We start from the raw sequence: 20,703 nt of genomic DNA, 5'->3' as shown, positions 1-20,703 counted from the left end.
CGCGGCGGCCTAGCGGGCCGCCGCCTCCTGGCTGGCATCCACGGTGGCCAGCCAGGCCCGCGCCCGCTCCTCCGGCGCCGGATGACCGGTGACGTCGGAGACGACGGCGACGCAGTCGGCGCCGGCCACGAGGCAGCCCGGCGCCCGCTCCAGCGTGATGCCGCCGATCGCCACCAGCGGCAGGGCGCCGATGCGCCGCTTCCAGGCGCCGAGCCGCGGCAGGCCCTGCGGCGCCCAGGGCATCACCTTCAGGGTGGTGGGATAGACCGGGCCTAGCGCCACGTAGTCGGGCTCCGCAGCCAGGGCAGTGTCCAGTTCCGCCTCGGAATGGGTGCTGATGCCGAGCCGGAGGCCGGCGGTGCGGATGGCGGGCAGATCGGCCTCCGCCAGATCCTCCTGGCCCAGGTGGAGCGCCTGCAGCCGCAGATCGATGGCGATGCGCCAGAAGTCGTTCAGCACCAGCAGGGCGCCATGGGCGCGGCAGATGGCGTCGGCCTCGGCGGCCTGCCGGCGGATCTCCGCTTCCGGGAGGTCCTTCAGGCGGAGCTGGATCAGCCGGGCGCCGGGCACCAGGCGGCGAACCCAGCCAATATCGGGCACCACAGGGTAGAAGCGCGACGGCAGCATCATGCGAAAGCCGCCGTGCCGAAGACCGGGGTGGAAGGCGCCGCCATGTCCCGCGCTTCCATCGGGTCAGCCTCATAGGCCAGCCGGCCAGCCTCCACGGCGCGCGCCATGGCCCGTGCCATGGCCACCGGGTCGCCGGCCCTGGCGACGGCGGTGTTCAGCAGCACGGCGTCATAGCCCATCTCCATCGCGGCGGCGGCATGGGACGGCAGGCCGATCCCCGCATCGACCACCAGCGGCACATTGGGGAAATGCGCGCGCATCGAGCGCAGCGCATAAGGGTTGTTGAGGCCCCGGCCGGAGCCGATCGGTGCGCCCCAGGGCATCAGCACCTCGCAGCCGGCATCGAGCAGGCGGCCCGCCACCACCAGGTCCTCGGTGGTATAGGGAAAGACTTGGAAGCCATCCGCCGTCAGGATGCGGGCGGCTTCCACCAGGGCGAAGACATCGGGCTGCAAGGTATCGTCGTCGCCGATCACTTCCAGCTTGATCCAGGGGGTGCCGAAGACCTCGCGCGCCATCTGCGCCGTCAGCACCGCTTCCTTCACCGAATGGCAGCCGGCGGTATTCGGCAATACCCGCAGGCCCAGGTCGCGCACCAGGTCCCAGAAACGCTGGCCAGCCCCGGCGCCTTCCTCGCCCTCCCCGCTTTCCCGCCGCAGGGAAACGGTGACGACGGCGGCGCCCGAGGCGCGGATCGCCTCCGCCATGATCGCCGGCGAGGGATACAGCGCGCTGCCCAGCAGCAGGCGCGAGGAGAGTTCCACACCATAGACGCGCATCGCCTCAGCCCCCCTGCATCGGGCCAAGGATTTCAACCTTGTCGCCTTCCTTCAACCGGCAGGCGGCGCGGCGCTCGGCGGGGACGAATTCGCTGTCATGCGCGGTGGCGACACGGGAGTTCGTGTAGCCCAGTTCCGCCAGCACCTCGGCCAGGGTGGTGGCGGCGACGCTGCGCGGCTTGCCGTTAACGATGATGTTCATGCTGCCTCTCCGTTCTTGATGCTGTCCTCGCCAAAGACGATCGCGGCCGCGCGGTGGGCGAAATGAGGCGAGAGCAGGAAGCCGTGCCGGTACATGCCATTGAGGTGCAGCACGCGGCCCCGCCGGCGCAACGCGGGCATGTTATCGGGGAAGGCCGGGCGGATATTGCTGCCGGCCTCCAGGATCTCGGCCTCGGCGAAGCCGGGATGCAGGGCATAGGCCGCATTCAGCAATTCCACCGCCGAACGGACAGTGACGGCGCGCCGGTCGGCGCTCTCGATCATGGTGGCGCCGACCATGAAGACCCCACCGGCACGCGGCACGATGTAGAGCGGGATGCGCGGGTGCAGCAGCCGCACCGGGCGGCGCAAGGTCACGCCGGGGCAGCGCAGCAGCAGCATCTCCCCCCGCACGCCGCGCAGCTCCGGCAGCACCGGGGCGGCGGCATGGCCGCGGCAGTCGATGATATGGTCGAAGCCGGCATGGTCGGCTTCCGCCACCTCTCCCTCGCGGATCTCGATGCCGCGCCGCGTCAGGCCGGCAGCCAGCGCCCGGAGGGCGGCGCGCGGGTCCAGATGCGCTTCCCCCGCGAAGAACAATGCCTGGGCGAAGCGCTCCTGAAGGTCCGGCTCCAGCGCCGCGACCTCGGCGGCGGAACACATGCGGTGGCCGGAGGTGCGGCGGGCGAAACGCGCCAGCTCCCCTTGGTCCCGCCTGGCCGCGACCACCAGGCTACCCTCGCGGCAGGTCTCCGGCACATGGCGCGCCCACCATTCGATAGCCTCGACACCCGGCACGACCAGGGCGGGAGTGGCATCCGCGGCCTCGCACCAGGGGGCCAGCATGCCGCCGGCGAAATGGGAGGCGCGCGTCGCCGGCTCCGGGCGGTGGATCATGGAAACCGCCGCGCCACGCGCGGCCAGCACCGTGGCCGTCACCAGCCCGGCAACGCCGGCACCGATGACGAGCACCCTTGGCCCCGCAGCGGATGTGGATTCTGCTTCCACCCCAAGCGCCCCTTCTTCAACACGGCCAGCACCGAGGGGGGCGGGAAGAAAAGGAGGCCGGCTCTGCCAGCTGTGTTTCCATCCCTCCGCCGGTATGACCCGGATCAGGTTCAATGGGTTCGGCAGCGCCGTCTCAGCCCGTTCAGCACGGGCACCCCAGGAACAACGGCACCAGCCTAGCCCGCTGGGCCAGGAGTGCCAAGGCCCTCCTCCGGCCTTGGCCTTGGGGCACTTGCACCGGGCGGCGGCCCGACCTATCGGCCAGCCTGCCCACCAGAAGCGGAGACAGAACCATGCGCAGGGCAACCCGGGCCGTCCATACCGCCGCCCCAGCCCGCAGCCTGGCGCGCCGCTGGCCCGTTCCTTGGCGCCGCCACCAGCTTCCGTGCGGACCCGGATGCCGGTGGCTTCTCGGCCCCCGAGCCTGAAGCGAAGGCGCCGCCCTTCCACACCCGCTGTGGCAACCCGGCGCTCAGCCTGCTAGGGGGCGGCGAGGCCGCGCTGGCCTTCGCTAGCAGCATGGCCGCCCTCAGCAGGTTAATGCTGCACCGCCTCTTGCCGAGCGGCCACCTACTGGTCAGCGATGCCTGGTACGCTGGCGTCGCCAAATTCTTGTGGGAGCGCCCTGGCCCGCTACAGGCCGGTGGGCATCAGTGTAAATTTTTCCGACATTCCCGTCCTGGCCGCTGCCATCAGACCGCTGGCACTGCGGACGGACCGGGTGAGTCATGTTCTGGCGACATATGCCTGTGGTCATGGCGGCGCCCTGGGCGGCGTCGTGATCGACCGGGCCGAGGCCATCGGCGCGCTACGGAGGGAGGCACCGATATAATGCGGCGGCGTCACCAGGCCGTTGTAGCAGGCCAGCGGGCCAGGAAACTGCGACGTGCGATCTGCCCGCGCATTGTGGATGTGTCCCCCAGCGTTAGCGCTCAGGCAGATCAACACCACACAGAGAATTCGTACGACTGTCGGTTCGGAGATTGGCCGTGGCAGACGACGTATGGCTGACGAGAGCCTGAACTTCGTGTCGTGAAACCTGATGGATCGGGGAGCGGCATGACCGCTCCCCAACCCTGGCAGGATGCCGCTCAGACCGCCTTGCGGCGGTTGCGGCGCGCCAGGCCCAGGCCCAGCAGGCCGGCGCTGAACAGCGCCAGCGAGGCAGGCTCGGGCACCGGCACGGCGGCGGAGGCGCCGCTGAAGGTGAAGGTGCCGGTGGTGTCGACGCCGTTGGTCTGGCCGGTGAAGCTGAAGGTGCCGGCGGTGTCGTCATAGCCGTCGCGGCTGAACACGCCAGTGCCGGTCAGGATCAGGAACTGGAAGCTGCCGGTGCTGAAGGAGGAGTTCTCGATCTGCGTCAGGTTGAAGCTCAGGTCGCCGATCTTGAAGAAGTCCGCCACCGTGGTGAAGGGGCTGAAGACAAAGTCCTTCACCACACCCATCTGCCCGTCAGTGATGCCGAAGGTATTGTCGGCGGAAGCATTGTTTACCTGGAAGGCGCCGGTGCCGGTGCCAGCACCCGGATCGGTGACGCATTCGCCGGTGATGGCCGCGCAGAAGTCGATGGCGGTGGCCTGATTGAAGGGAACGTTGACGCCGGCGCTGTTCTCGGCCTGGAAGAGGCCGGTGATGTCGAAGCTACCGGTGATCGGCGCTGCCATGGCCGAGACGCTGGTTGCAACCGCCAGGGCGGTACCGAGAAGCAGGGACTTCAGCTGACGCATAATAGCTTCCTTGGTTGCGGGCCCCTGCCAGGGTGCAGGGTCTACACGCCAAGAATTGCAAGCAACGTGCCAGTCTATTCTCCGCTGCAGATTCAAGGTCTTAGCGTGATATCCAACTGTCGGCGCGGCGGTGTTGTAAAATACCCCGACATTCTGGCCCTCACGTTTTATGATTTTCCGACAGCAAGGCCTCAGGTGGTATGGCGGGACGCCCGAAGCCCAGACCGCGGTCTTGCAGCCGCGGTAGGGCCGCCCGCATCCTGCCCTCAGTCGGCGCGGAAGTATCGTGGCAGCCACACCTCAAGGCTGCCCAACCTCGGGCTTGGCCGGTAGCGCGTTAAATCTTGCACGCGCCATGTCGGGCCGAGCCGTTTGGCCAGTTGCTCGGCCGCCGCCTTGTCTCTCTCGTGAAAATACCGCACCGAGGCAAAGTTGAGTGTGGTCCGCAGCGTGCGGAACTCCACTGTGTCATCCGCGCTGGCGGCGGAGCGGAGCAGGGCTTCAGCGACGTCGCGCTTGGCCGCGGTGGAATGCACGGTGATCCGCCTCGGGCCGAAAACGGTTTCCGGCTGCCGTGGTGGCACGCTAGCTCCCCAAGGCGGAGGCGCGCCGCCTGCTTGTTGCGCTGGAGCCGGCCGCTGGTCCGGCGCAGGCTCCGGTGCGGCAGGTCTGGGCTGGACCACATCAGCCCGTACCGGAGGTGCCGCCGCAACGGCAGGCTCATCCGGCACCGCGGGGGGCGCAGGTTCAGTTTGCCCCCCGGGCTGAGGCAGAGAGGCCTGCTGGCCGGGCGGATCGAGGACATAAAACGCGACCACGCCAGCCAGAAGCGCCGCCGCCACGCCCGAAAGCATCCATGGCCGGAGAGAGCGACGCTGTTTGGCCTCCGCAGCGAGGTCGATGCTAGCTGTTGTGCCGGGCTCCGGTTGTTCCACCGGGCGCGGAAAGGATTCTGGCAGCAGTGCCTGCTGCACCACATCCACCCAGCCCCCTTCTTCGCGCGGTAGTGGCGCGCGGGAAGCGAAGGCGCTGTCCAGGATGATGTTCAGCCGCCAGAGATCGGCGCTTGTTAGCGGCAGGTAAACGATGGGTAATTCGGCGGCGAAGGTAGGGCGGGTTTCCAGCGCCTCCAGCCGCCGCCGCAGGCGCTCGACGGGATCGGCGGCGCGGTCGGGCGCCATATCCACCAGCGCCACACCAAGATCAGGATGGGCAAAGGTCAGGCTGGCGTCTACCGGCGGCATGGAAGCCTGGGCGGAAGGATCGTTCCGCAGGGTCCGCCAACCCAGGTCGGCGAAGCTGCGTTGGGCGAAGCGGCGGATATCCTCCGGCTTATCCGGCAGGGGGGCAGATTCCTTTTCCAACAACGCTGGCACTTTCCCGAACTTGACGGGATTCGCAGAAAATTTTCATATTCTGCAAATCCGTAAACAATACTGGCAATATCTCGCCAGCATCTCAGCATCATACCATGCAGTGGTCCTGGCTGCCCATCCGGGGAAGAAATCGCGAAAGATGCGCCATCGGGCGCGACTTCAACTCGCTGCCTGGCGCGGCAGGCCCCGCATGTAGCGCCGTTCAGGCCGGTAGCCTCCTGGCGAGATCCATCGCCAGAAACAGCGCAAGGAAGGCTTCAGGGCGCGGATGAAAAACATGGGCAAAATCCTCTGGGAAGAGATCTGCCTCCTTTTGCGGGATAATCCTTGACGAAGCGTGAATGCGAATGCGCCTGCCTGCGGCATCCATCAAGTCATGGCCGGTGGATAGCTGAAGCACAGCTTCCGCGAATGCGGCGGGTAATTGCGAATGTGGAAGCGCCTGTTTCCGCCTATCCCTTTTCCGTTCTTCCGCCGCCATCCAGCGCCGGAGGTGCTGTTTCATGGCTCACGAAAGCAAGCTGCACCCGTGTCTCCGGCTTGCGCGGAGCCTGCCGCAACTGCGGCAGGCTGCTCACCGTCGCCAGCAGCCGGCGGGCGCCATGTCAGGCGCTGTAAAAGGTGGCGAATTCCCGCACCGGCACCCGTTCCGTCACCAGCCGGTTCTCGGGCGCGGCCCAATCCGGGTAGCCTAGTGCCATGCCGCAGACCACCACCTCCCCCTCGCCGATTGGCAGGACGCGGCGGATGCTGCGGTGGTGCTCGGCGAATGCGGCCTGCGGGCAGGTGCCCAGCCCATGCGCGACCGCCGCCGTCGCCAGAGCCTGCAGGAACATGCCGTAGTCGAGCCAGGAGCCGACCTCCAGCCGCCGGTCAATGGTCATGATCATGCCGACCGGGGCATCGAAGAAACGAAAGTTGCGGCCGTGCTGCTGGCGCATCCGCTCCTTCTCGCCTTTGCCGATGCCAAGCAGGCCATACAGATCCCACCCCAGCTTTCGCCGGCGGGAGAGGTAAGGCTCAAAGAACTGCGGCGGGTAATAGGCGTAACCGGGGTCAGGTTCGGCCTGCCCCGCGAGATGCGCCTCCACCAGTGCATCGCAGAGCCGGTCCCGCGCCGCGCCGGTCAGGACATGCACGCGCCAGGGCTGCATATTGGTGCCGCTCGGCGCCCGGGCCGCAGCGGCCAGCAGCCGCTCCACCAATGCGGGTTCCACCGGCTGCGGCAGAAAGGCGCGCACCGAACGCCGGGCATGAAGCGCCGCCTCCACCACCTCGGCCGCGCCCTGGGGCAGCCGGTGCGCGCCGCTCTGGCTTGTGGCGGATGTATCGGAGTCCGGCATCGTTCCTCCCGCGTCTGGCTCGGCGCAATATGGGCCCTGTGGCAGGCTGCGGCCAATGTCGCCGAAAGCAGGTTGGCGCCCTGAAGATGTTCCGCTCCCTCGCACCCAGCGATCACGGGCCCATGCTGCCCTTGCACGCCACAGGCCTTTCCAGGCCAAGCTCGAAGCGCTGCTCCCAGGCCTCGTCACCCCCGCGACGCGTGCCATCGGCGGCGGTCTGGCCTGCCGCTGGCTGGCAAGGTGCTGCTGCGGCGCCTTGGCGCCCGGCCTGATCATTCGGCGGGCTTCGGCCGGGCAGAAGGTCTGCCGGTGGTCCTGATGCCGGTCACCCGGCGAATGCCTTCGCCTGCTGGCTGCTGCTGGCGCGCCCGGCCCCGTGGGCCTTCCTCGCGGCGCTGGAAAGCGAGGCGGTGCGGGAGCGGGGCTTCATCCCGGCCTAAAGCGGGGCCGGGTTGTGCCCCCCGCAAGGGATCGATATACCCGAACGGGAACAACGAGCGGAGCCCGCCGCATGCATCGCCGCACCCTCCTGGCCGCCTGCACGCTCCTGGCCCCGCCTCTCCGGGCACAGGAGGCGCAGGGACCCACCGTCTTCGCCGCCGCCAGCCTGACAGACGCCATGAAGGCGCTGGGGGAAGCCTGGCGCCCCAGGGGGCACCCGCTGCCACGTTTCTCCTTCGCCGCTTCCTCCGCCCTGGCGCGGCAGATGGAGCAGGGAGCGCCGGCCGATATCTTCGCCTCGGCCGATGAGCCCTGGATGGATTACGTCCAGCAGCGGGGCCTGATCCTGCACGAGACCCGCATCAGCCCGCTGGCCAATAGCCTCGTGCTGATCGCGCCTGCTGATTCGGCCCGTGCGCCCGTCACCCTGGCTCGCGACACGGACCTCGTGGCCATGGCCGGCGCCAATGGCCGCATCGCCACCGGCGATCCTTCCCATGTGCCGGTCGGGAAATACGCCCAGGCGGCGCTGAGCTGGATGGGACAATGGGACAAGGTCTCCCCCCGCCTGGCGCGCGCCGACAACGTCCGCTCCGCCCTGCTGCTGGTGGAGCGTGGGGAAGCCCCGCTGGGCATTGTCTATGCCACCGACGCGGCGGCCTCGAAGGGCGTGAAGGTCGTCGGCACCTTCCCGGCTGAAAGCCACCCGGCCGTCACCTATCCCTTCGCCATCACCCGCCGCGCGGGCGGCAACACGGAAGCGCGCGACTTCTTCGCCTTCATCACCGGGCCCGAGGCCGCCGAGGTCTACCGCCGCTTCGGCTTCGGCCTGCGGGCGCCCTGATCCGGCCGCATGACCTGGCTCTCCCCCGAGGAATGGCAGGCCGTGCGGCTCAGCCTGGCCGTGGCGCTGCGCTCCGTCGCCTTCGGTCTGCCCCCGGCGGTGCTGGTGGCCTGGCTGCTGGCGCGCGGGCGCTTTCCCGGGCGCGGGCTGCTGGACGCCTTTGTGCATCTGCCGCTGGTCATGCCTCCCGTGGTGATCGGCTGGCTGCTGCTGGTCATCTTCGGCATTCGCGGCCCGGTGGGTGCCTGGCTGCATGATTGGCTCGGCGTGCGGCTGGTCTTCACCACGGCGGGCGCCGCCCTGGCCACGGGGGTCATGTCCTTTCCGCTGATCGTCCGCGCCGTGCGCCTCAGCCTGGACGCGGTGGACCCGGGGCTGGAGGAAGCGGCGCGCACCCTGGGCGCCGGGCCGCTGGACCGCTTCGTCACGGTCACCCTGCCGCTGATCACGCCCGGCATCCTCTCCGGCGCCATCACCGCCTTCGCCGCCGGCCTTGGGGAGTTCGGCGCCGTCATCACCTTCGCCTCCAATATCCCGGGCGAGACGCAGACCCTGCCGCTGGCCATCTACAGCGCCACCCAGACCCCGGGCGGGGAGGCCACGGCGGCGCGGCTGGCCGCCTTCTCCTTCGCCATGGCCGTGGTGGGCCTGCTGCTGGCGGAATTCGTCGGGCGGCGGATGCAGGTGCTGCTGGGCCGGGCGCCGCGCTGATGCTGGACCTCGCCATCCGGCACAGCTTTCCTGGCGGCCAGGGCTTCACGCTGGATGCCGCCTTCACCGCGCCGGGCGCGGGCGTCACCACCATCTTCGGGCCTTCCGGCTGCGGCAAATCCACCGTGCTCTCGGCGGTGGCCGGGTTGCTGCACCCGCAGGAAGGGCGCATCACCCTGGATGGCGCCCTGCTCTTCGACAGTGCCGCGCGCCGCATGGTGCCGCCGGAACAGCGGCGCTGCGGCGTGGTCTTTCAGGATTCCCGCCTCTTCCCGCATCTCTCGGTGGAAACCAACCTGCGCTATGGCCTGCGCCGTGCCCCGCGCGGCGCCGAGGGCCCGGGGATGGAGGAGGTGGTGGCCCTGCTTGGCATCGGCCATCTGCTGGCGCGGCGCCCGGCGGCGCTTTCGGGCGGCGAGAAGCAGCGCGTGGCCCTGGGCCGCGCCCTGCTCTCCCGCCCCCGGCTGCTGCTGATGGATGAGCCCCTGGCCGCGCTGGATGCCAGCCGGAAGGCTGAGGTGCTGCCTTTCCTGGCCCGCCTGCGGGAGAGGTTCAGCATCCCCATCCTCTACGTGACGCATGCGCTGGACGAGGTGGACCGGCTGGCGGACCGGCTGGTGCTGATGGAAGCCGGGCGGGTGCTGGCCTGCGGCACGCCCGAGGCGCTTTCCGCCCGCACGGACCTGCCGATCCTGGCGGCGCGACGGGACGCCGGCGTGGTGCTGGGCTGCACCGTGCTGGGCCATGCGCCGGAGCAGGGCGTGACTCGCCTCGGCTTTCCGGGCGGCGAATTCGCCGTGCCGCTGGAAGCGGCGCCGCCAGGCGCGCCGGTGCGGCTGCGCATCCGCGCCCGCGATGTCTCCGTCGCGACGGAGGAGCCGCGGAACCTCTCGGTGCAGAACGTACTGCCGGCGGTGCTGGAGGCGGTGGAGCCCGGCCGCGCCCATGAGGCGATGCTGCGCCTGCGCCTTGGCCCCAGCCTGCTGCTGGCGCGGGTGACGCAGGATTCCGTCCGCCGCCTGGGCCTGCGCCCCGGCCTGCCGGTCTGGGCCCTCGTGAAGGCGGTGGCCTTCACCCCGGGCAATGGCGACAACCCTGCCTGAGCATTGCGCCGGCACCCGACGCGTGAAGGATCCCGCCCATGCCCCGTGCCCGACGCCCTGAACCGCAGACCGCCGGCACCGCCCCCAGGCTGATCATCCGCCTGGATCTCGGCGGAGTGCGCATCGGGCCGGGCAAGGTCTCGCTGCTGGAGGAGATCGGCCGCAGCGGCTCCATCTCGGCGGCCGGGCGGGCGCTGAAGATGTCCTATCGCCGGGCCTGGGAACTGGTGGAGGACCTCAACCGCGGCCTGGGCAGGCCCGTGGTGGAAACGGCGGCGGGCGGTCCCGGCGGCGGTGGCGCGCGGCTGACCCCGGTGGGCGAGGCCGTCATCAGCCACTACCGGGCCATCGAGGCCGAGAGCAACCACTCCGCCGGCCAGCGCCTCGCCCAGCTCGCGCGCCTCATGGCGGCTTGAGCGAGGGCGCCTAGGCGGGGGGCGCAAGAGCGCGCTAGGCTTTCCCGGCGCCTCGCGGCGCGGGCGGGCCCCGGGTCCGGCCGTCCCCTGGCGCCACGAACATCATCGAGGATACGCCATGCGAGCCTGGTCCCTGGTTGAATACGGTGCGCCGCTGCAGGAGATGGAGATGCCCACGCCGGAGCCGAAGGGCACCGAGGTGCTGGTGCAGGTTTCCCACTGCGGCGTCTGCCATTCCGACCTGCATACCTGGGAAGGCTACTATCAGCTCGGCGGCGGCCGGCGGCTGGAGCATGCGGCGCGCGGGCGTAAGCTGCCCCTGGCCCAGGGGCATGAGATCGTCGGCCGAGTCGTGGCGGCGGGGCCGGATGCCGGGCCGGTGCCGGTCGGGGAGCGGCGGATTGTCTATCCCTGGATCGGCTGCGGCCAGTGTGACCGATGCAAGGCGGAGGAAGACAATCTCTGCCCCAAGACCTGGCCCATCGGCATCCTGCAGGATGGCGGCTTCGCCACCCATGTGCTGGTGCCGCACCCGCGCTACCTGGTGGACCCCGGCAACCTGAACCCGGGCCTGGCCGCGACCTATGCCTGCTCCGGCATCACGGTCTATTCCGCCATCAAGAAGCTGATGCCGCTGCCGCCGGATGTGCCGGTGGTGGTGGTCGGCATGGGCGGGCTGGGGCTATCGGCCATCGCCATGCTGAAGGCGCTGGGGCACCGCGCCATCATCGGCGTCGATGTGGCGGAGGAGAAGCTGCAGGCCGCGCGGCAGGCGGGCGCCACGGCCACCGTGCGATCGACGGGCGATAATGTCACCGCACGCTTGGTCGAGGCCGCAGGCGGGCCGCTGCGCGCGGCGCTGGACCTGGTGAATGCCAGCGCCACGGCGCGCTTCTTGGTGGATGCCCTGGGCAAGGGTGGCACGCTGGTGCAGGTGGGGCTCTTCGGCGGCGAGATCACGCTGGACCTGCCGCTGATGGCGATGCGGGAGCAGGCGCTGCGCGGCAGCTTCGTCGGCTCCCTGCGGGACCTGCGGGAAGTGGTGGCCCTGGCCAACAAGGGTGGCCTGCCGCCCATCCCCATCGAGGAGATGCCGCAGTCCCAGGCCTATGAGGCCTTGCAGCGGCTGAAGAACGGCCAGGCGGTCGGCCGCCTGGTGCTGCGGGCCGAGGCCGTCTAGCCACCCGCCCCTGCCCTGCCGGTGCGCCGGCAGGGCGGGAAGGCTCTCAGCCGCGCATCAGGCCGGAAAGCGCGGCGCGGATGCGGTCGAGCGGCATGCCGCCGTCTTCGGGGATCACGAAGGTCTGCCCCGTGATGGCCTCGAAGGCGCGGATATAGACCGCCGCCGTATCCAGGATGAGCTGCTGCGGGATCTCCGGGATCGGGTCGTGGTAGGGGTCGCAGCGGGCGGCGACCCAGGAGCGGACGAAGTCCTTGTCGAAGCTCTCCGGCCGCTCCCCGGCGGCGAAGCGGGCCTCGTAGCTCTCCGCCAGCCAGTAGCGGCTGCTGTCCGGCGTATGGATCTCGTCCGCCAGCACGATGCGGCCCTGCGGGTCCAGGCCGAATTCGTACTTGGTATCGGCCAGGATCAGCCCGCGCTCGGCCGCCATCTGCTGGCCGCGGGCGAAGAGCGCCAGGGCATAGTCGCTGAGCTGCTGCCACTGCGCCGGCGTCAGCAGCTTGCGGCTGATGATGTCATCCGGCGTCAGCGGCTCGTCATGGCCGCCGTCGAAGGCCTTGCTGGTGGGCGTCAGGATCGGCTGCGGCAGCTTCTGGTTGTCGCGCATGCCGTCCGGCAGGCGGATGCCATACATCTCCCGCTGCCCGGCCTTGTAGAGTGTCAGGACTGAGGTGCCGGTTGTGCCGGCGAGGTAGCCGCGCACCACCACTTCCACCGGCAGGATCTCCAGCCGCTGGCCGATCACCACATTGGGGTCGGGGTATTCCAGCACGTGGTTGGCGCAGATGTCGCGCGTCGCCTCGAACCAGAAGCGGGCGGTCTGGGTCAGCACCTGGCCCTTGAAGGGAATGGTGCAGAGGATGCGGTCGAAGGCGCTCAGGCGGTCGGTGGCGATGATGACGCGGCGGCCGTCCGGCAGGTCGTAATTGTCGCGCACCTTGCCGCTGTAGTGGTTCGGCAGTTCCGGAATGGTGGCATCGGGCAGGATCCGGTGCGCCTGGGCGCGGAGAGTGGCGAGATCCATGATGCGCGATACCTGAGCAAGTGGTGGCCGGAAGGGAACGGGCGCCACCTCTAGCAGGTCGGGAAGGATGTGTCAGCCGCTCCCGGGTACCCGTCTTCGGGCGGCGCCCGCCCCGGCGCGGCACGACGCCACCGGGGCCTGAAGAGCTTCAGGGATGGTCTGGCCAGGCTCTCTTCCCTTTCATGGCGTTAGCGCCGCGCCTCATTGCGGATGCAGGCCAGCCGGGGCCGGGTGCTGGCGGGTGGCACCGGTACCGCCCGGCGCGCCCGGCGCGCTTCCGGTGTCATGAAGCGCCGCGCTTCCTGCAGCCCGCCAAAGAACAGCATCGGCGTCAGGCCCGGGGCGCAGATGTTCTGCGCGATCCGCGGGGGCAGGGGCACGCCGCCGCCCCGGCCCCAGGCCGCGCCCATCCGTGCCAGGGCAACGCGGCGGCTATAGGCCGCCCCACGCTCAGCTTCCCCGGAGTGATAGCGGGCAATAGCCTGGCCCCAGTCGCCGGTCCGGTTCCGCAGATCACGCAGAAAGCGCGCAGCGTATCTGAGATTGGCGGCGGGGTCGAAAGCTTCCTCCAGATTCGCGAAAGCATCTGGATGGTACATCAGGTTCACCTGCATGCATCCGACATCGACCGATCTCACGCCGCGCGCCAGCAGAGCCGAAACCTCGGCGATGGCGGCCGCCTTGGTTGGTGGCGCGTGCCCCACCCCGGCCACGTTGTAGGACCAGGGCCAGGGCTCCGGCGCGCCGGTCCTGGGGTTGCGCTGCCCGCTCTCCACCAGCGCGATGGCGCCAAGCAGGCCCGGCGGCACGCCGGAGCCTGGCTCCGCGGCAGCGATGGCCTGGCGGCAGCGCGCCCAATCCATGGGGTTGGTGGGCTGCGCTTGTGCGAGGAAAGGGAGGAACAGCAGGAGGAACGGCAGGACGGAACGCATCGGCCACACTTGGTTCGGCTCCTCGAACAGTCCAGTGCCGCCCTCCGTGCCGCATCGTCACGGGGCATGAGGCCGCCGGCCTGCGGCACAGGCTCCAGAAACAAGGGCGAGATGAGAGGGCGCTTGGCCGTATGCCGCGGTGGATTTGCCCGGAAGACGGCACGGGACAGGCATCGCGGCCACGCCCCGCCTGCCCGTGCCGTTCCATCAGCGGCGCCGGTTCAGGTCTTGCGCACGTTCCAGAATGTGGCGGTGGGCCCTTTTACGAAGCCGGAAAGGCGCGTGTTGTAGGCCTGTGGCGTGAAGTATTGGCCGCAGGGAAGCACCGGCGGCTCCTCCAGCGCCTGGCGCTGCATCTGTTCCGCGATGCTTCTCTGCGCCGGCAGGTCCGGCGCGTCGAACCAGGCATCCCGCAGCGCGGTCATGCGCGGATTGGTGGCGGTGCCATAGAGATGCGCGTGCATCGCCGGGTTGGTGATCCAGAGCCCGGCCCAGGCGGTCGCATAGCAGTTCCATTGCCCCTGTCCGCCCGGCAGGTTGCTGCGGCTGATCACGGTGCCCCAGTCGGCGGTCTGGTAATCCACCTTCAAGCCCACCTGCTCGAACAACTGGCGCGCGACCGGGGAAAAGGCGGCGGAAGTGGCGAGGTCGGAGGCCTCGAGCATCACCACCGGCTCTCCGGCATAGCCGGATTCCTTCAGCATACGCCTCGCCAGTTCCAGGTCGCGCGGTTTGGTCAGAAGCTCCATGCCGGCATCATTCGCCAACGGTGTGCCGGGCAGGAAGATGCCGCAGTTGCCGTTCATCATCTCGGGCTGGTCGCCCAGCAGCGACTGCAGGAAGTCGCTCTGTTGCAGGGCCGGCAGGATGGCGTGGGCCACCTTCGGGCTGTTGAAAGGCGGCACCGCGGTGTTCAACCGCACCTCGGCCCAGAAGCCCAGCGGGTCCAGCACCTCCACCTTCAGGTCGCGGCGCCGGCGCAACACCGGCAGCAGGTCGCCCAGCGGGCGCTCCAGCCAATCCACCTCGCCGGTCTGCAAGGCGGAGGCCGCGGTGGAGGGATCGGGCAGGATATGCCATTCCACGCGGTCGAAATGCACCGGCCGCCCGCCGGCCCAGAACTGCGGCGCCTCCTGGCGCGAGACATAGCGCGGGTTGCGCTCGAACAGCGCCCGCGCGCCGGCGACCCATTCGTCCTTGCGGAAGATGAACGGGCCGCTGCCCATGTAATCGGTAACGCTGGCGGAGGCGGGCGTGGCGGCCGTCTGCTCCGGCATCATGAAGCAGGCCGTGGCACCCAGCGCGAAAAGCATCTGCGGGAAGGGCCGCTTCAGGCGGATCTCGAAGCGCTTGTCGTCGACCGCGCGCATCTCCTCCATCTGCGAAGCCATGCGGACGCCGAAGCCGTCCTTCTGCGCCCAGCGCGCGATGGAAGCGACGCAATCCCGCGCCGCGACCGGCGACCCATCATGCCACAGCAGCCCGTCGCGCATGGTGAAGCGCCAGTGCAGTCGGTCTTCCGAAAGCTCGTGCCCCTGCACCATCTGCGGCTGCGGCGTCAGGCTGTCGTCCAGACCGTAGAGGCGGTCCCAGATCATGCTCGCGGCGCAGTAGGAGACCAGGGCGCTGGACCAGAGCGGGTCCAGCGTCGTCAGATTGGCATGCGGCACGAAGCGCAGCACCTTGGAGGCATCCTGCGCCAGGGCTGGCCGGCCGAGGGCGCCGGTCAGCATGGCGCCGCCCAGCGACAATGTGGCACGGCGGCTCAGGTCTGGCAGCATGGCGGAACTCCTCTTCGGCACAAAGCTGGACGGTGATGCCCCTTCTCGGGTGGAGCATGTCACGCTTCAGCAATGCTTGCACCCGCCGAGGCGAGGATCGGCGGCCTCAGCCCTGGCCGGGGGCCACAAGCCGGGCGGAGGCGCGGCGGATCAGGCTGCCGCGCAGCAGCACCACCTCATCCGGCACCTGCGCGCCGCCGATGCGCGCCAGCAGCATATCCAGCCCACGCGCGATCATCGCCTCCAGCGGCTGCGCCACAGTGGTCAGGCGGTAGGGCACCCGCCCGGCGGCGGCGATGCCGTCGATGCCCACCACCGAGACATCGCCCGGGACGGATAACCCCGCCCCACGCAGCGCATCCATCGCGCCCATGGCCAGGATGTCGCTGACCCCCATCACCGCATCCGGCCGCTCCCCGGCCGGCAAGGCGGCCATGCTCTGCCCCGCCGCGTAGCCCGCGGCATGGGAAGCGCCGCCCGGCAGCAGCAGCGGTGCCGGCAGCCCGGCGGCCAGCACGCGCCGCACGAAGCCTTCCGTGCGCTCCAGGCCGGTGGAGGTGCCGGGGTTGCCGGTGATCACCGCCAGCCGCCGGTGCCCGGCCTGCATCAGCAGCTCCGCCAGGGTCTCGCCCGCCGCCAGGTTGTCGCAGGACACGGCGGAGCCATGCTCCCGCGCCACGCGGTTGACCATGACCAGCGGCACGCGGTTCTCGGCGCAGACGGAGGCGGCGCGGGACGAGAGCCCGGCCGAGGTGATCAGGCAGCCATCGACGCGGTATTGCAGCAGGGCCGCCGCGGTAGCCTCCTCCATCGGGCCGTCGCCGGCATGCAGCAGCAGCAGCCGCCAGCCGCGCGCGGCGGCCTGGCTGACGATCTGCTGCATCATCTCGGCATAAAAGGGGTTGTCCATCGGGCCCAGCACCAGCCCGATCAACCCGCTGCGGCCACTCACCAGGGTGCGGGCCAGCGCATTGGGCGTATAGCCGGCCTCGGCCGCGAGCGCGGCGATGCGGGCGCGCACCTCGGGCGAGATGCGCGGATCGTCCCTCAAGGCGCGCGAGACGGTGGAGGCCGCGACCCCGGCCCGGCGAGCCAGGCTGGCCACCGTCGCCCGAACCGGATGTGGCATATCCTCCATGGCCCTGGCGTTAGCAGCGCAGTCCTTACCGTGCAATCGCTGGCCCGCCGCTGTGGCACGGCTTTCTGCTCAAATTCCCCTTTACCACCCGGATGTCTATGCTATCGATTGCACAACGCACCCGGCATGGCCGGAGAGAACAACTCGAGAGGGGAATGGCCATGCCGCGCGATGCCATGATGGCGCCATGAAGGACGGCACCATCACGCAGAAGATCCTGGCCGCCCATGCGGTGGGTGGCGCGGCGCCCACGGGTGCCATTGTCACCATCCGCCCCGATGTCGTGCTGCTGAACGATGTCTCCGGCCCCCTGGCCTTCGAGCAGTTCGATGCCATGGGCGCGCCCCGGCCCTTCGACCCACAGCGCATCGTGCTGGTGGCCGACCACTTCGCGCCCGCCCCTGATGTCACCGCCGCCGGCGCCATCGCCATGACACGGGACTTCGCTCGCAAGCACGGCATCCCGCACTACTACGAGCCAGGCCGTGGCGGCATCGAGCATACCCTGCTGGCCGAGCTGGGCATGGTGGGCCATGGCACCGTGGTCTTCGGCGCGGACAGCCATACCTGCACCGCCGGCGCCTTCAATGCGCTGGGCATCGGCTTCGGCTCCACCGACCTCGCGGGCGCCCTGGCCACCGGGCAGCTCTGGATGCGGGTGCCCGACAGCATCCGCGTCGAGCTGACCGGCAAGCCTGGCCCCTTCGTCACCGGCAAGGACGTGATCCTGGAGCTGATCCGCCGCATCGGCTCCGATGGCGCGGCGGATGCGGCACTGGAATTCGGCGGCCCGGGCGTCGCCGCGCTCGGCATCGATGAGCGGATGGCGGTGGCCAACATGGCCGTCGAGGGCGGCGCCGACATGTGCGTCTTCGAAGGCGACGAACAATCCACCGCCGATATGGCCAAGCGCGGTGTTCCCGCCGCGCCGCCGGTCAGCGCCGATGCCGATGCCCATTACCGCCAGCGCATCGAGATCGACCTTTCCGCCCTGACGCCCATGGTGGCCAAGCCCCCCTCGCCCGCCTCCGGCGTGCCAGTGGAGGCGCTGCGCGGCCAGAAGGTCGATCAGGTCTATGTCGGCAACTGTTCCAACGGCACCATGACTGACCTGCGGCAGGTGGCCGAGATCCTGCGCGGGCGCCAGGTGGCGCCGGGCGTGCGCATGGTGGTGGTGCCGGCGACGCAGAAGATCTGGCGTGAGGCCCTGGCCGAGGGATTGCTGGAGATCTTCGCCGCCGCCGGGGCCGCCGTTTCCACGCCCACCTGCGGCGCCTGCTTCGGCGGCCATATGGGCATTCTGGCGGCGGGCGAGACCGCCATCGCCACCACCAACCGCAACTACCGCGGCCGCATGGGCCACCCGGATTCACAGGTCTTCCTGTCCAATGCCTGGGTCGCCGCCGCCGCCGCCGTGGCAGGCGAGATCGTGCCGCCGGCCGATGTCGCCCGCATGCTGGAGCCCGCCGCATGAGCCTGACCTTTCAGGGCCGCGTCCACCGCTTCGGGGACGAGGTGAACACCGATGTGATCCTGCCCGGCCGCTACCTCGCGCTGCGCAAGCCCGAGGAACTGGGCCGTCACTGCATGGAAGGCCTGGACCCGGATTTCATCAAGCGCGTGCAGCCGGGCGACATCCTGGCGGTGGGCCGCAACTTCGGCTGCGGCTCCTCCCGCGAACATGCGGTGATCGCGCTGAAGGCGGCCGGCGTCGCCGCCATCGTGGCGCAAAGCGCGGCGCGGATCTTCTTTCGCAATGCCGTCAATCTCGGCCTGCCCGTCATCCTCTGCCCCGAGGCCGCCGCCGCGCTGCGCGAGGGCGAGGAAGCCCGCATCGACCTCGGCACCATGGCGGTGACGCAGGGCGGCGAAAGCTGGCAGGCCGCGCCGCTGGGCGACGAGGTGAATGCCATCCTGGCCGTCGGCGGGCTGGTGCAGCGCGTGCGCGCGGCCCTGGCCGCCTGAACAAGACATTCTTCAAGGAAGGAACAGAACACATGGCAGATCCCCGCCTGAAGGCCGCGCTGGCCGCCAAGCAGTTCATCGTCGCCCCCGGCATCTTTGACATGATCTCCGCCCGCGTGGCGGACCGCATGGGCTTCAACGCGCTCTATGCCACGGGCTACGGCACGGTGGCCTCGCATCTGGGCGTGCCGGATGCCGGCATCGCCACCTTCACCGACATGGTCAGCCGCATGGGCCGCTTCGCCCAGGGCTGCACGACGCCGGTGATCTGCGATGCCGATACCGGCTATGGCGGGCTGCTGAATGTGCGCCACACCGTGATGGGCTATGAGGCCGCCGGCGTCACCGCCATCCAGCTCGAAGACCAGGAAGTACCAAAGAAGTGCGGCCACACTCCGGGCCGCCGCGTCATCCCGGCTGAGGAAATGGCGCTGAAGATCGAGGTGGCCGTCGAGGCGCGCAAGAGCGAGGATTTCCTGATCATCGCCCGCACCGATGCCCGCACCAGCCTGGGCCTGGACGAGGCGATCCGCCGCGGCAAGCTCTACCAGAAGGCCGGCGCCGACATCGTCTTCATCGAGAGCCCGGAGACCGAGGACGAGATGAAGCGCATCGGCCAGGAGATCGACGCGCCGCTGCTGGCCAACAACGTCGATGGCGGCGGCCGCACCCCGATCCTCTCCGCCGAGAAGCTGGCTTCCTTCGGCTACAACATCGCCATCTATCCGGCGGTGGGCTTCCTGACGGTGGCGGCGGCGCTGGAGCGTTCCTACGCGCATCTGCTGAAGGAAGGCGACACCAACGGGCTCGACAAGGACGTCATCTACGACTTCGGCAAGATGAACGAGCTGATGGGCTTCCCAGAGGTCTGGGACTTCGACAAGCGCTGGGCCCGCGAAGAGCCCAAGCAGGCGGCGGAGTAATCGCGCCGTGCTCTCGATGAACTTCGCGACCACCCCGCGCATCGTGCTGCGGGACGGCGCGCTGGACGAACTGCCCGCCATCCTGGCGGAACTGGGCGTGCGGCATGTCGCGCTGGTGACCGATGCGGGGCTGGTGCGCACCGGCATGGTGGCGCCGGTGGAAGCGAAGCTGCGCCAGGCCGGCCTCGCCGTCACGATCTATGACGAAGTGCAGGCCGACCCGCCGGAGCAGATCATCCTGGGCGCGGTGGACAAGCTGGGCGCGGCCGGCGTCGATGGCGTCTTCGCCATCGGCGGCGGCAGCGCCATGGATACGGCGAAGCTGGTGGCCTATCTGCTCCGCTCGCCCTGCGAACTTTCGACGATCTATGGCGTGGAGCTGGCCAAGGGCCAGCGCCTGCCGCTCGTGCTGGCGCCCACCACCGCCGGCACCGGGTCGGAGGTGACGCCGATCTCCATCGTCACCACGCCGACCGAGGAAAAGAAGGGCGTCGTTTCCCGCCGCCTGCTGCCGGATGTGGCGCTGCTGGACCCGAACCTGACTCTGGGCCTGCCGCCGGCGGTGACCGCCGCGACGGGCGTCGATGCCATGGTGCATGCCATCGAGGCTTTCACCAGCAAGCGCCTGAAGAATCCACTGTCGGACGTGCTGGCGCAGCAGGCGCTCTCGCTGCTCTCGGCCAACCTGCCGGTGGTGATGAAGGACGGCAAGGATGTGGCGGCGCGCGGCGCGATGCTGCTAGGCTCCTGCCTCGCCGGCATGGCCTTCGCCAATGCGCCGGTGGCGGCGGTGCATGCCCTCGCCTATCCGCTGGGCGGCCGCTACCACGTGCCGCACGGGCTTTCCAACGCGCTGATGCTGCTGCCGGTGCTGCGCTTCAACCTGCGAGCCGCCGCGCCGCTTTACGCCGCCCTGGCGCCCTCCGTCGGTGCGGAAGCGCAGACCGCCGAGGGCTTCCTGGCCGCCATCGAAAGGCTGGTGGCGGTCTGCGACATGCCGAAGCGCCTGCATGAGTTGCAAGTGACGCGGGAAAGCCTGCCGCAACTGGCGGCTGATGCCATGCAGCAGCAGCGGCTGCTGATCAACAATCCTGTCGAGCTGACCGAGGCAGATGCGCTGCGCCTCTACGAGGAAGCCTTCTGACTCTTCGCTGCTGATTCCGGTTACATCTGAGGAAATG

Annotated in this window: 21 protein-coding genes and 1 riboswitch; of the genes, 9 read left to right on the top strand and 12 right to left on the bottom strand. The window is 69.6% G+C overall.

The window, feature by feature from the left end:
- Positions 1-9: 9 nt before the first annotated feature.
- From IBL25_RS02385 to IBL25_RS02350, 8 genes are all read right to left on the bottom strand, one after another.
- The gene (locus IBL25_RS02385; protein WP_187776960.1) at positions 10-630 is read right to left on the bottom strand and encodes a thiamine phosphate synthase; all 621 of its coding nucleotides are present in this window, start codon (positions 628-630) and stop codon (positions 10-12) included.
- Positions 627-1,409, bottom strand: coding sequence for a thiazole synthase (locus IBL25_RS02380; protein ID WP_187776959.1), 783 nt, complete (start codon positions 1,407-1,409; stop codon positions 627-629). Before IBL25_RS02380 ends, IBL25_RS02385 begins: the two co-directional genes overlap by 4 nt.
- A 4-nt stretch (positions 1,410-1,413) precedes the next feature.
- Positions 1,414-1,611, bottom strand: a complete 198-nt coding sequence (thiS, locus tag IBL25_RS02375; RefSeq protein WP_187776958.1) for a sulfur carrier protein ThiS — start codon at positions 1,609-1,611, stop codon at positions 1,414-1,416.
- Positions 1,608-2,582 carry an FAD-dependent oxidoreductase gene (locus tag IBL25_RS02370; RefSeq protein WP_367615532.1) on the bottom strand — a complete coding sequence of 325 codons (975 nt, stop codon included), beginning with the start codon at positions 2,580-2,582 and terminating at the stop codon, positions 1,608-1,610. Before IBL25_RS02370 ends, thiS begins: the two co-directional genes overlap by 4 nt.
- A gap of 99 nt (positions 2,583-2,681) precedes the next feature.
- A riboswitch (TPP riboswitch) is annotated at positions 2,682-2,787 on the bottom strand.
- Between the two features lie 922 nt (positions 2,788-3,709).
- Complete coding sequence (locus IBL25_RS02365; RefSeq protein WP_187776956.1) at positions 3,710-4,345, bottom strand: PEP-CTERM sorting domain-containing protein; 636 nt, start codon at positions 4,343-4,345, stop codon at positions 3,710-3,712.
- A 266-nt stretch (positions 4,346-4,611) separates the two neighbouring features.
- Positions 4,612-5,589 (bottom strand): hypothetical protein, encoded by a 978-nt coding sequence (locus tag IBL25_RS02360; RefSeq protein WP_187776955.1) that lies wholly within the window; start codon positions 5,587-5,589, stop codon positions 4,612-4,614.
- A gap of 334 nt (positions 5,590-5,923) precedes the next feature.
- A complete protein-coding gene (locus IBL25_RS02355) occupies positions 5,924-6,226 on the bottom strand; it encodes a hypothetical protein (protein WP_187776954.1) in 303 nt (100 codons plus the stop codon).
- 100 nt (positions 6,227-6,326) lie between these two features.
- Positions 6,327-7,064, bottom strand: a complete 738-nt coding sequence (locus IBL25_RS02350) for a nitroreductase (RefSeq protein WP_187776953.1) — start codon at positions 7,062-7,064, stop codon at positions 6,327-6,329.
- Positions 7,065-7,575: 511 nt separating this feature from the next.
- On the opposite strand from IBL25_RS02350, the gene modA reads away from it, so the two are divergent.
- The 5 genes from modA (at position 7,576) to IBL25_RS02325 (ending at position 11,759) form a co-directional block, all read left to right on the top strand.
- Entirely contained in the window at positions 7,576-8,349 is a 774-nt protein-coding gene (gene modA, locus IBL25_RS02345) for a molybdate ABC transporter substrate-binding protein (protein WP_187776952.1), read from the top strand.
- Positions 8,350-8,358: 9 nt separating this feature from the next.
- A complete protein-coding gene (gene modB, locus IBL25_RS02340) occupies positions 8,359-9,060 on the top strand; it encodes a molybdate ABC transporter permease subunit (RefSeq protein WP_187776951.1) in 702 nt (233 codons plus the stop codon).
- Positions 9,060-10,163 carry a molybdenum ABC transporter ATP-binding protein gene (gene modC / locus IBL25_RS02335; protein ID WP_187776950.1) on the top strand — a complete coding sequence of 368 codons (1,104 nt, stop codon included), beginning with the start codon at positions 9,060-9,062 and terminating at the stop codon, positions 10,161-10,163. Before modB ends, modC begins: the two co-directional genes overlap by 1 nt.
- Positions 10,164-10,201: 38 nt before the next feature.
- On the top strand, positions 10,202-10,579 hold the full coding sequence (locus IBL25_RS02330; protein ID WP_187776949.1) for a winged helix-turn-helix domain-containing protein: 378 nt from the start codon (positions 10,202-10,204) through the stop codon (positions 10,577-10,579).
- A 118-nt stretch (positions 10,580-10,697) separates the two neighbouring features.
- Positions 10,698-11,759: an alcohol dehydrogenase gene (locus IBL25_RS02325; protein WP_187776948.1), complete on the top strand. Its 1,062-nt coding sequence runs from the start codon at positions 10,698-10,700 to the stop codon at positions 11,757-11,759.
- 46 nt (positions 11,760-11,805) lie between these two features.
- Here IBL25_RS02325 and IBL25_RS02320 read toward each other — a convergent pair whose 3' ends face one another.
- The 4 genes from IBL25_RS02320 to IBL25_RS02305 form a co-directional block, all read right to left on the bottom strand.
- Positions 11,806-12,783 (bottom strand): phosphoribosylaminoimidazolesuccinocarboxamide synthase, encoded by a 978-nt coding sequence (locus IBL25_RS02320; RefSeq protein WP_187776947.1) that lies wholly within the window; start codon positions 12,781-12,783, stop codon positions 11,806-11,808.
- Between the two features lie 188 nt (positions 12,784-12,971).
- A complete protein-coding gene (locus IBL25_RS02315) occupies positions 12,972-13,646 on the bottom strand; it encodes a lytic transglycosylase domain-containing protein (RefSeq protein ID WP_194433583.1) in 675 nt (224 codons plus the stop codon).
- Between the two features lie 290 nt (positions 13,647-13,936).
- A complete protein-coding gene (locus IBL25_RS02310; protein WP_187776945.1) occupies positions 13,937-15,496 on the bottom strand; it encodes an ABC transporter substrate-binding protein in 1,560 nt (519 codons plus the stop codon).
- A 106-nt stretch (positions 15,497-15,602) separates the two neighbouring features.
- Positions 15,603-16,625: a LacI family DNA-binding transcriptional regulator gene (locus IBL25_RS02305; RefSeq protein WP_238940161.1), complete on the bottom strand. Its 1,023-nt coding sequence runs from the start codon at positions 16,623-16,625 to the stop codon at positions 15,603-15,605.
- Between the two features lie 196 nt (positions 16,626-16,821).
- Here IBL25_RS02305 and IBL25_RS02300 point away from each other — a divergent pair, with 196 nt between their 5' ends.
- From IBL25_RS02300 to IBL25_RS02285, 4 genes are read left to right on the top strand one after another with little or no spacing between them, the layout of a single operon-like run.
- Entirely contained in the window at positions 16,822-18,108 is a 1,287-nt protein-coding gene (locus IBL25_RS02300; RefSeq protein ID WP_187776943.1) for an aconitase/3-isopropylmalate dehydratase large subunit family protein, read from the top strand.
- A complete protein-coding gene (locus IBL25_RS02295; protein WP_187776942.1) occupies positions 18,105-18,599 on the top strand; it encodes a LeuD/DmdB family oxidoreductase small subunit in 495 nt (164 codons plus the stop codon). Before IBL25_RS02300 ends, IBL25_RS02295 begins: the two co-directional genes overlap by 4 nt.
- A 32-nt stretch (positions 18,600-18,631) precedes the next feature.
- Complete coding sequence (locus IBL25_RS02290) at positions 18,632-19,522, top strand: isocitrate lyase/PEP mutase family protein (RefSeq protein WP_187776941.1); 891 nt, start codon at positions 18,632-18,634, stop codon at positions 19,520-19,522.
- A 16-nt stretch (positions 19,523-19,538) separates the two neighbouring features.
- Complete coding sequence (locus IBL25_RS02285; protein WP_187777003.1) at positions 19,539-20,666, top strand: iron-containing alcohol dehydrogenase; 1,128 nt, start codon at positions 19,539-19,541, stop codon at positions 20,664-20,666.
- Positions 20,667-20,703 lie beyond the last annotated feature (37 nt).

It is taken from the genome of Pseudoroseomonas ludipueritiae, from assembly GCF_014490445.1.
Classification (GTDB): domain Bacteria; phylum Pseudomonadota; class Alphaproteobacteria; order Acetobacterales; family Acetobacteraceae; genus Pseudoroseomonas; species Pseudoroseomonas ludipueritiae.
The sequence above is the reverse complement of the archived record's forward strand: the minus strand, read 5'-3'. Positions and strand labels throughout refer to the sequence as shown.

Bases quoted from the DNA above. Each gene is read 5' to 3' on its own strand.
- IBL25_RS02325 (WP_187776948.1), top strand. From the start codon at position 10,698: ATGCGAGCCTGGTCCCTGGTTGAATACGGTGCGCCGCTGCAGGAGATG.
- IBL25_RS02355 (WP_187776954.1), bottom strand. From the start codon at position 6,226: ATGAAACAGCACCTCCGGCGCTGGATGGCGGCGGAAGAACGGAAAAGG.
- IBL25_RS02315 (WP_194433583.1), bottom strand. From the start codon at position 13,646: ATGGATTGGGCGCGCTGCCGCCAGGCCATCGCTGCCGCGGAGCCAGGC.
- IBL25_RS02365 (WP_187776956.1), bottom strand. From the start codon at position 4,345: ATGCGTCAGCTGAAGTCCCTGCTTCTCGGTACCGCCCTGGCGGTTGCA.
- IBL25_RS02305 (WP_238940161.1), bottom strand. From the start codon at position 16,625: ATGCCACATCCGGTTCGGGCGACGGTGGCCAGCCTGGCTCGCCGGGCC.
- IBL25_RS02300 (WP_187776943.1), top strand. From the start codon at position 16,822: ATGAAGGACGGCACCATCACGCAGAAGATCCTGGCCGCCCATGCGGTG.
- modC (WP_187776950.1), top strand. From the start codon at position 9,060: ATGCTGGACCTCGCCATCCGGCACAGCTTTCCTGGCGGCCAGGGCTTC.
- modB (WP_187776951.1), top strand. From the start codon at position 8,359: ATGACCTGGCTCTCCCCCGAGGAATGGCAGGCCGTGCGGCTCAGCCTG.
- IBL25_RS02290 (WP_187776941.1), top strand. From the start codon at position 18,632: ATGGCAGATCCCCGCCTGAAGGCCGCGCTGGCCGCCAAGCAGTTCATC.
- IBL25_RS02295 (WP_187776942.1), top strand. From the start codon at position 18,105: ATGAGCCTGACCTTTCAGGGCCGCGTCCACCGCTTCGGGGACGAGGTG.
- IBL25_RS02285 (WP_187777003.1), top strand. From the start codon at position 19,539: ATGAACTTCGCGACCACCCCGCGCATCGTGCTGCGGGACGGCGCGCTG.
- IBL25_RS02310 (WP_187776945.1), bottom strand. From the start codon at position 15,496: ATGCTGCCAGACCTGAGCCGCCGTGCCACATTGTCGCTGGGCGGCGCC.
- IBL25_RS02360 (WP_187776955.1), bottom strand. From the start codon at position 5,589: ATGCCGCCGGTAGACGCCAGCCTGACCTTTGCCCATCCTGATCTTGGT.
- IBL25_RS02330 (WP_187776949.1), top strand. From the start codon at position 10,202: ATGCCCCGTGCCCGACGCCCTGAACCGCAGACCGCCGGCACCGCCCCC.
- IBL25_RS02320 (WP_187776947.1), bottom strand. From the start codon at position 12,783: ATGGATCTCGCCACTCTCCGCGCCCAGGCGCACCGGATCCTGCCCGAT.
- IBL25_RS02385 (WP_187776960.1), bottom strand. From the start codon at position 630: ATGATGCTGCCGTCGCGCTTCTACCCTGTGGTGCCCGATATTGGCTGG.
- modA (WP_187776952.1), top strand. From the start codon at position 7,576: ATGCATCGCCGCACCCTCCTGGCCGCCTGCACGCTCCTGGCCCCGCCT.
- IBL25_RS02380 (WP_187776959.1), bottom strand. From the start codon at position 1,409: ATGCGCGTCTATGGTGTGGAACTCTCCTCGCGCCTGCTGCTGGGCAGC.
- IBL25_RS02350 (WP_187776953.1), bottom strand. From the start codon at position 7,064: ATGCCGGACTCCGATACATCCGCCACAAGCCAGAGCGGCGCGCACCGG.
- thiS (WP_187776958.1), bottom strand. From the start codon at position 1,611: ATGAACATCATCGTTAACGGCAAGCCGCGCAGCGTCGCCGCCACCACC.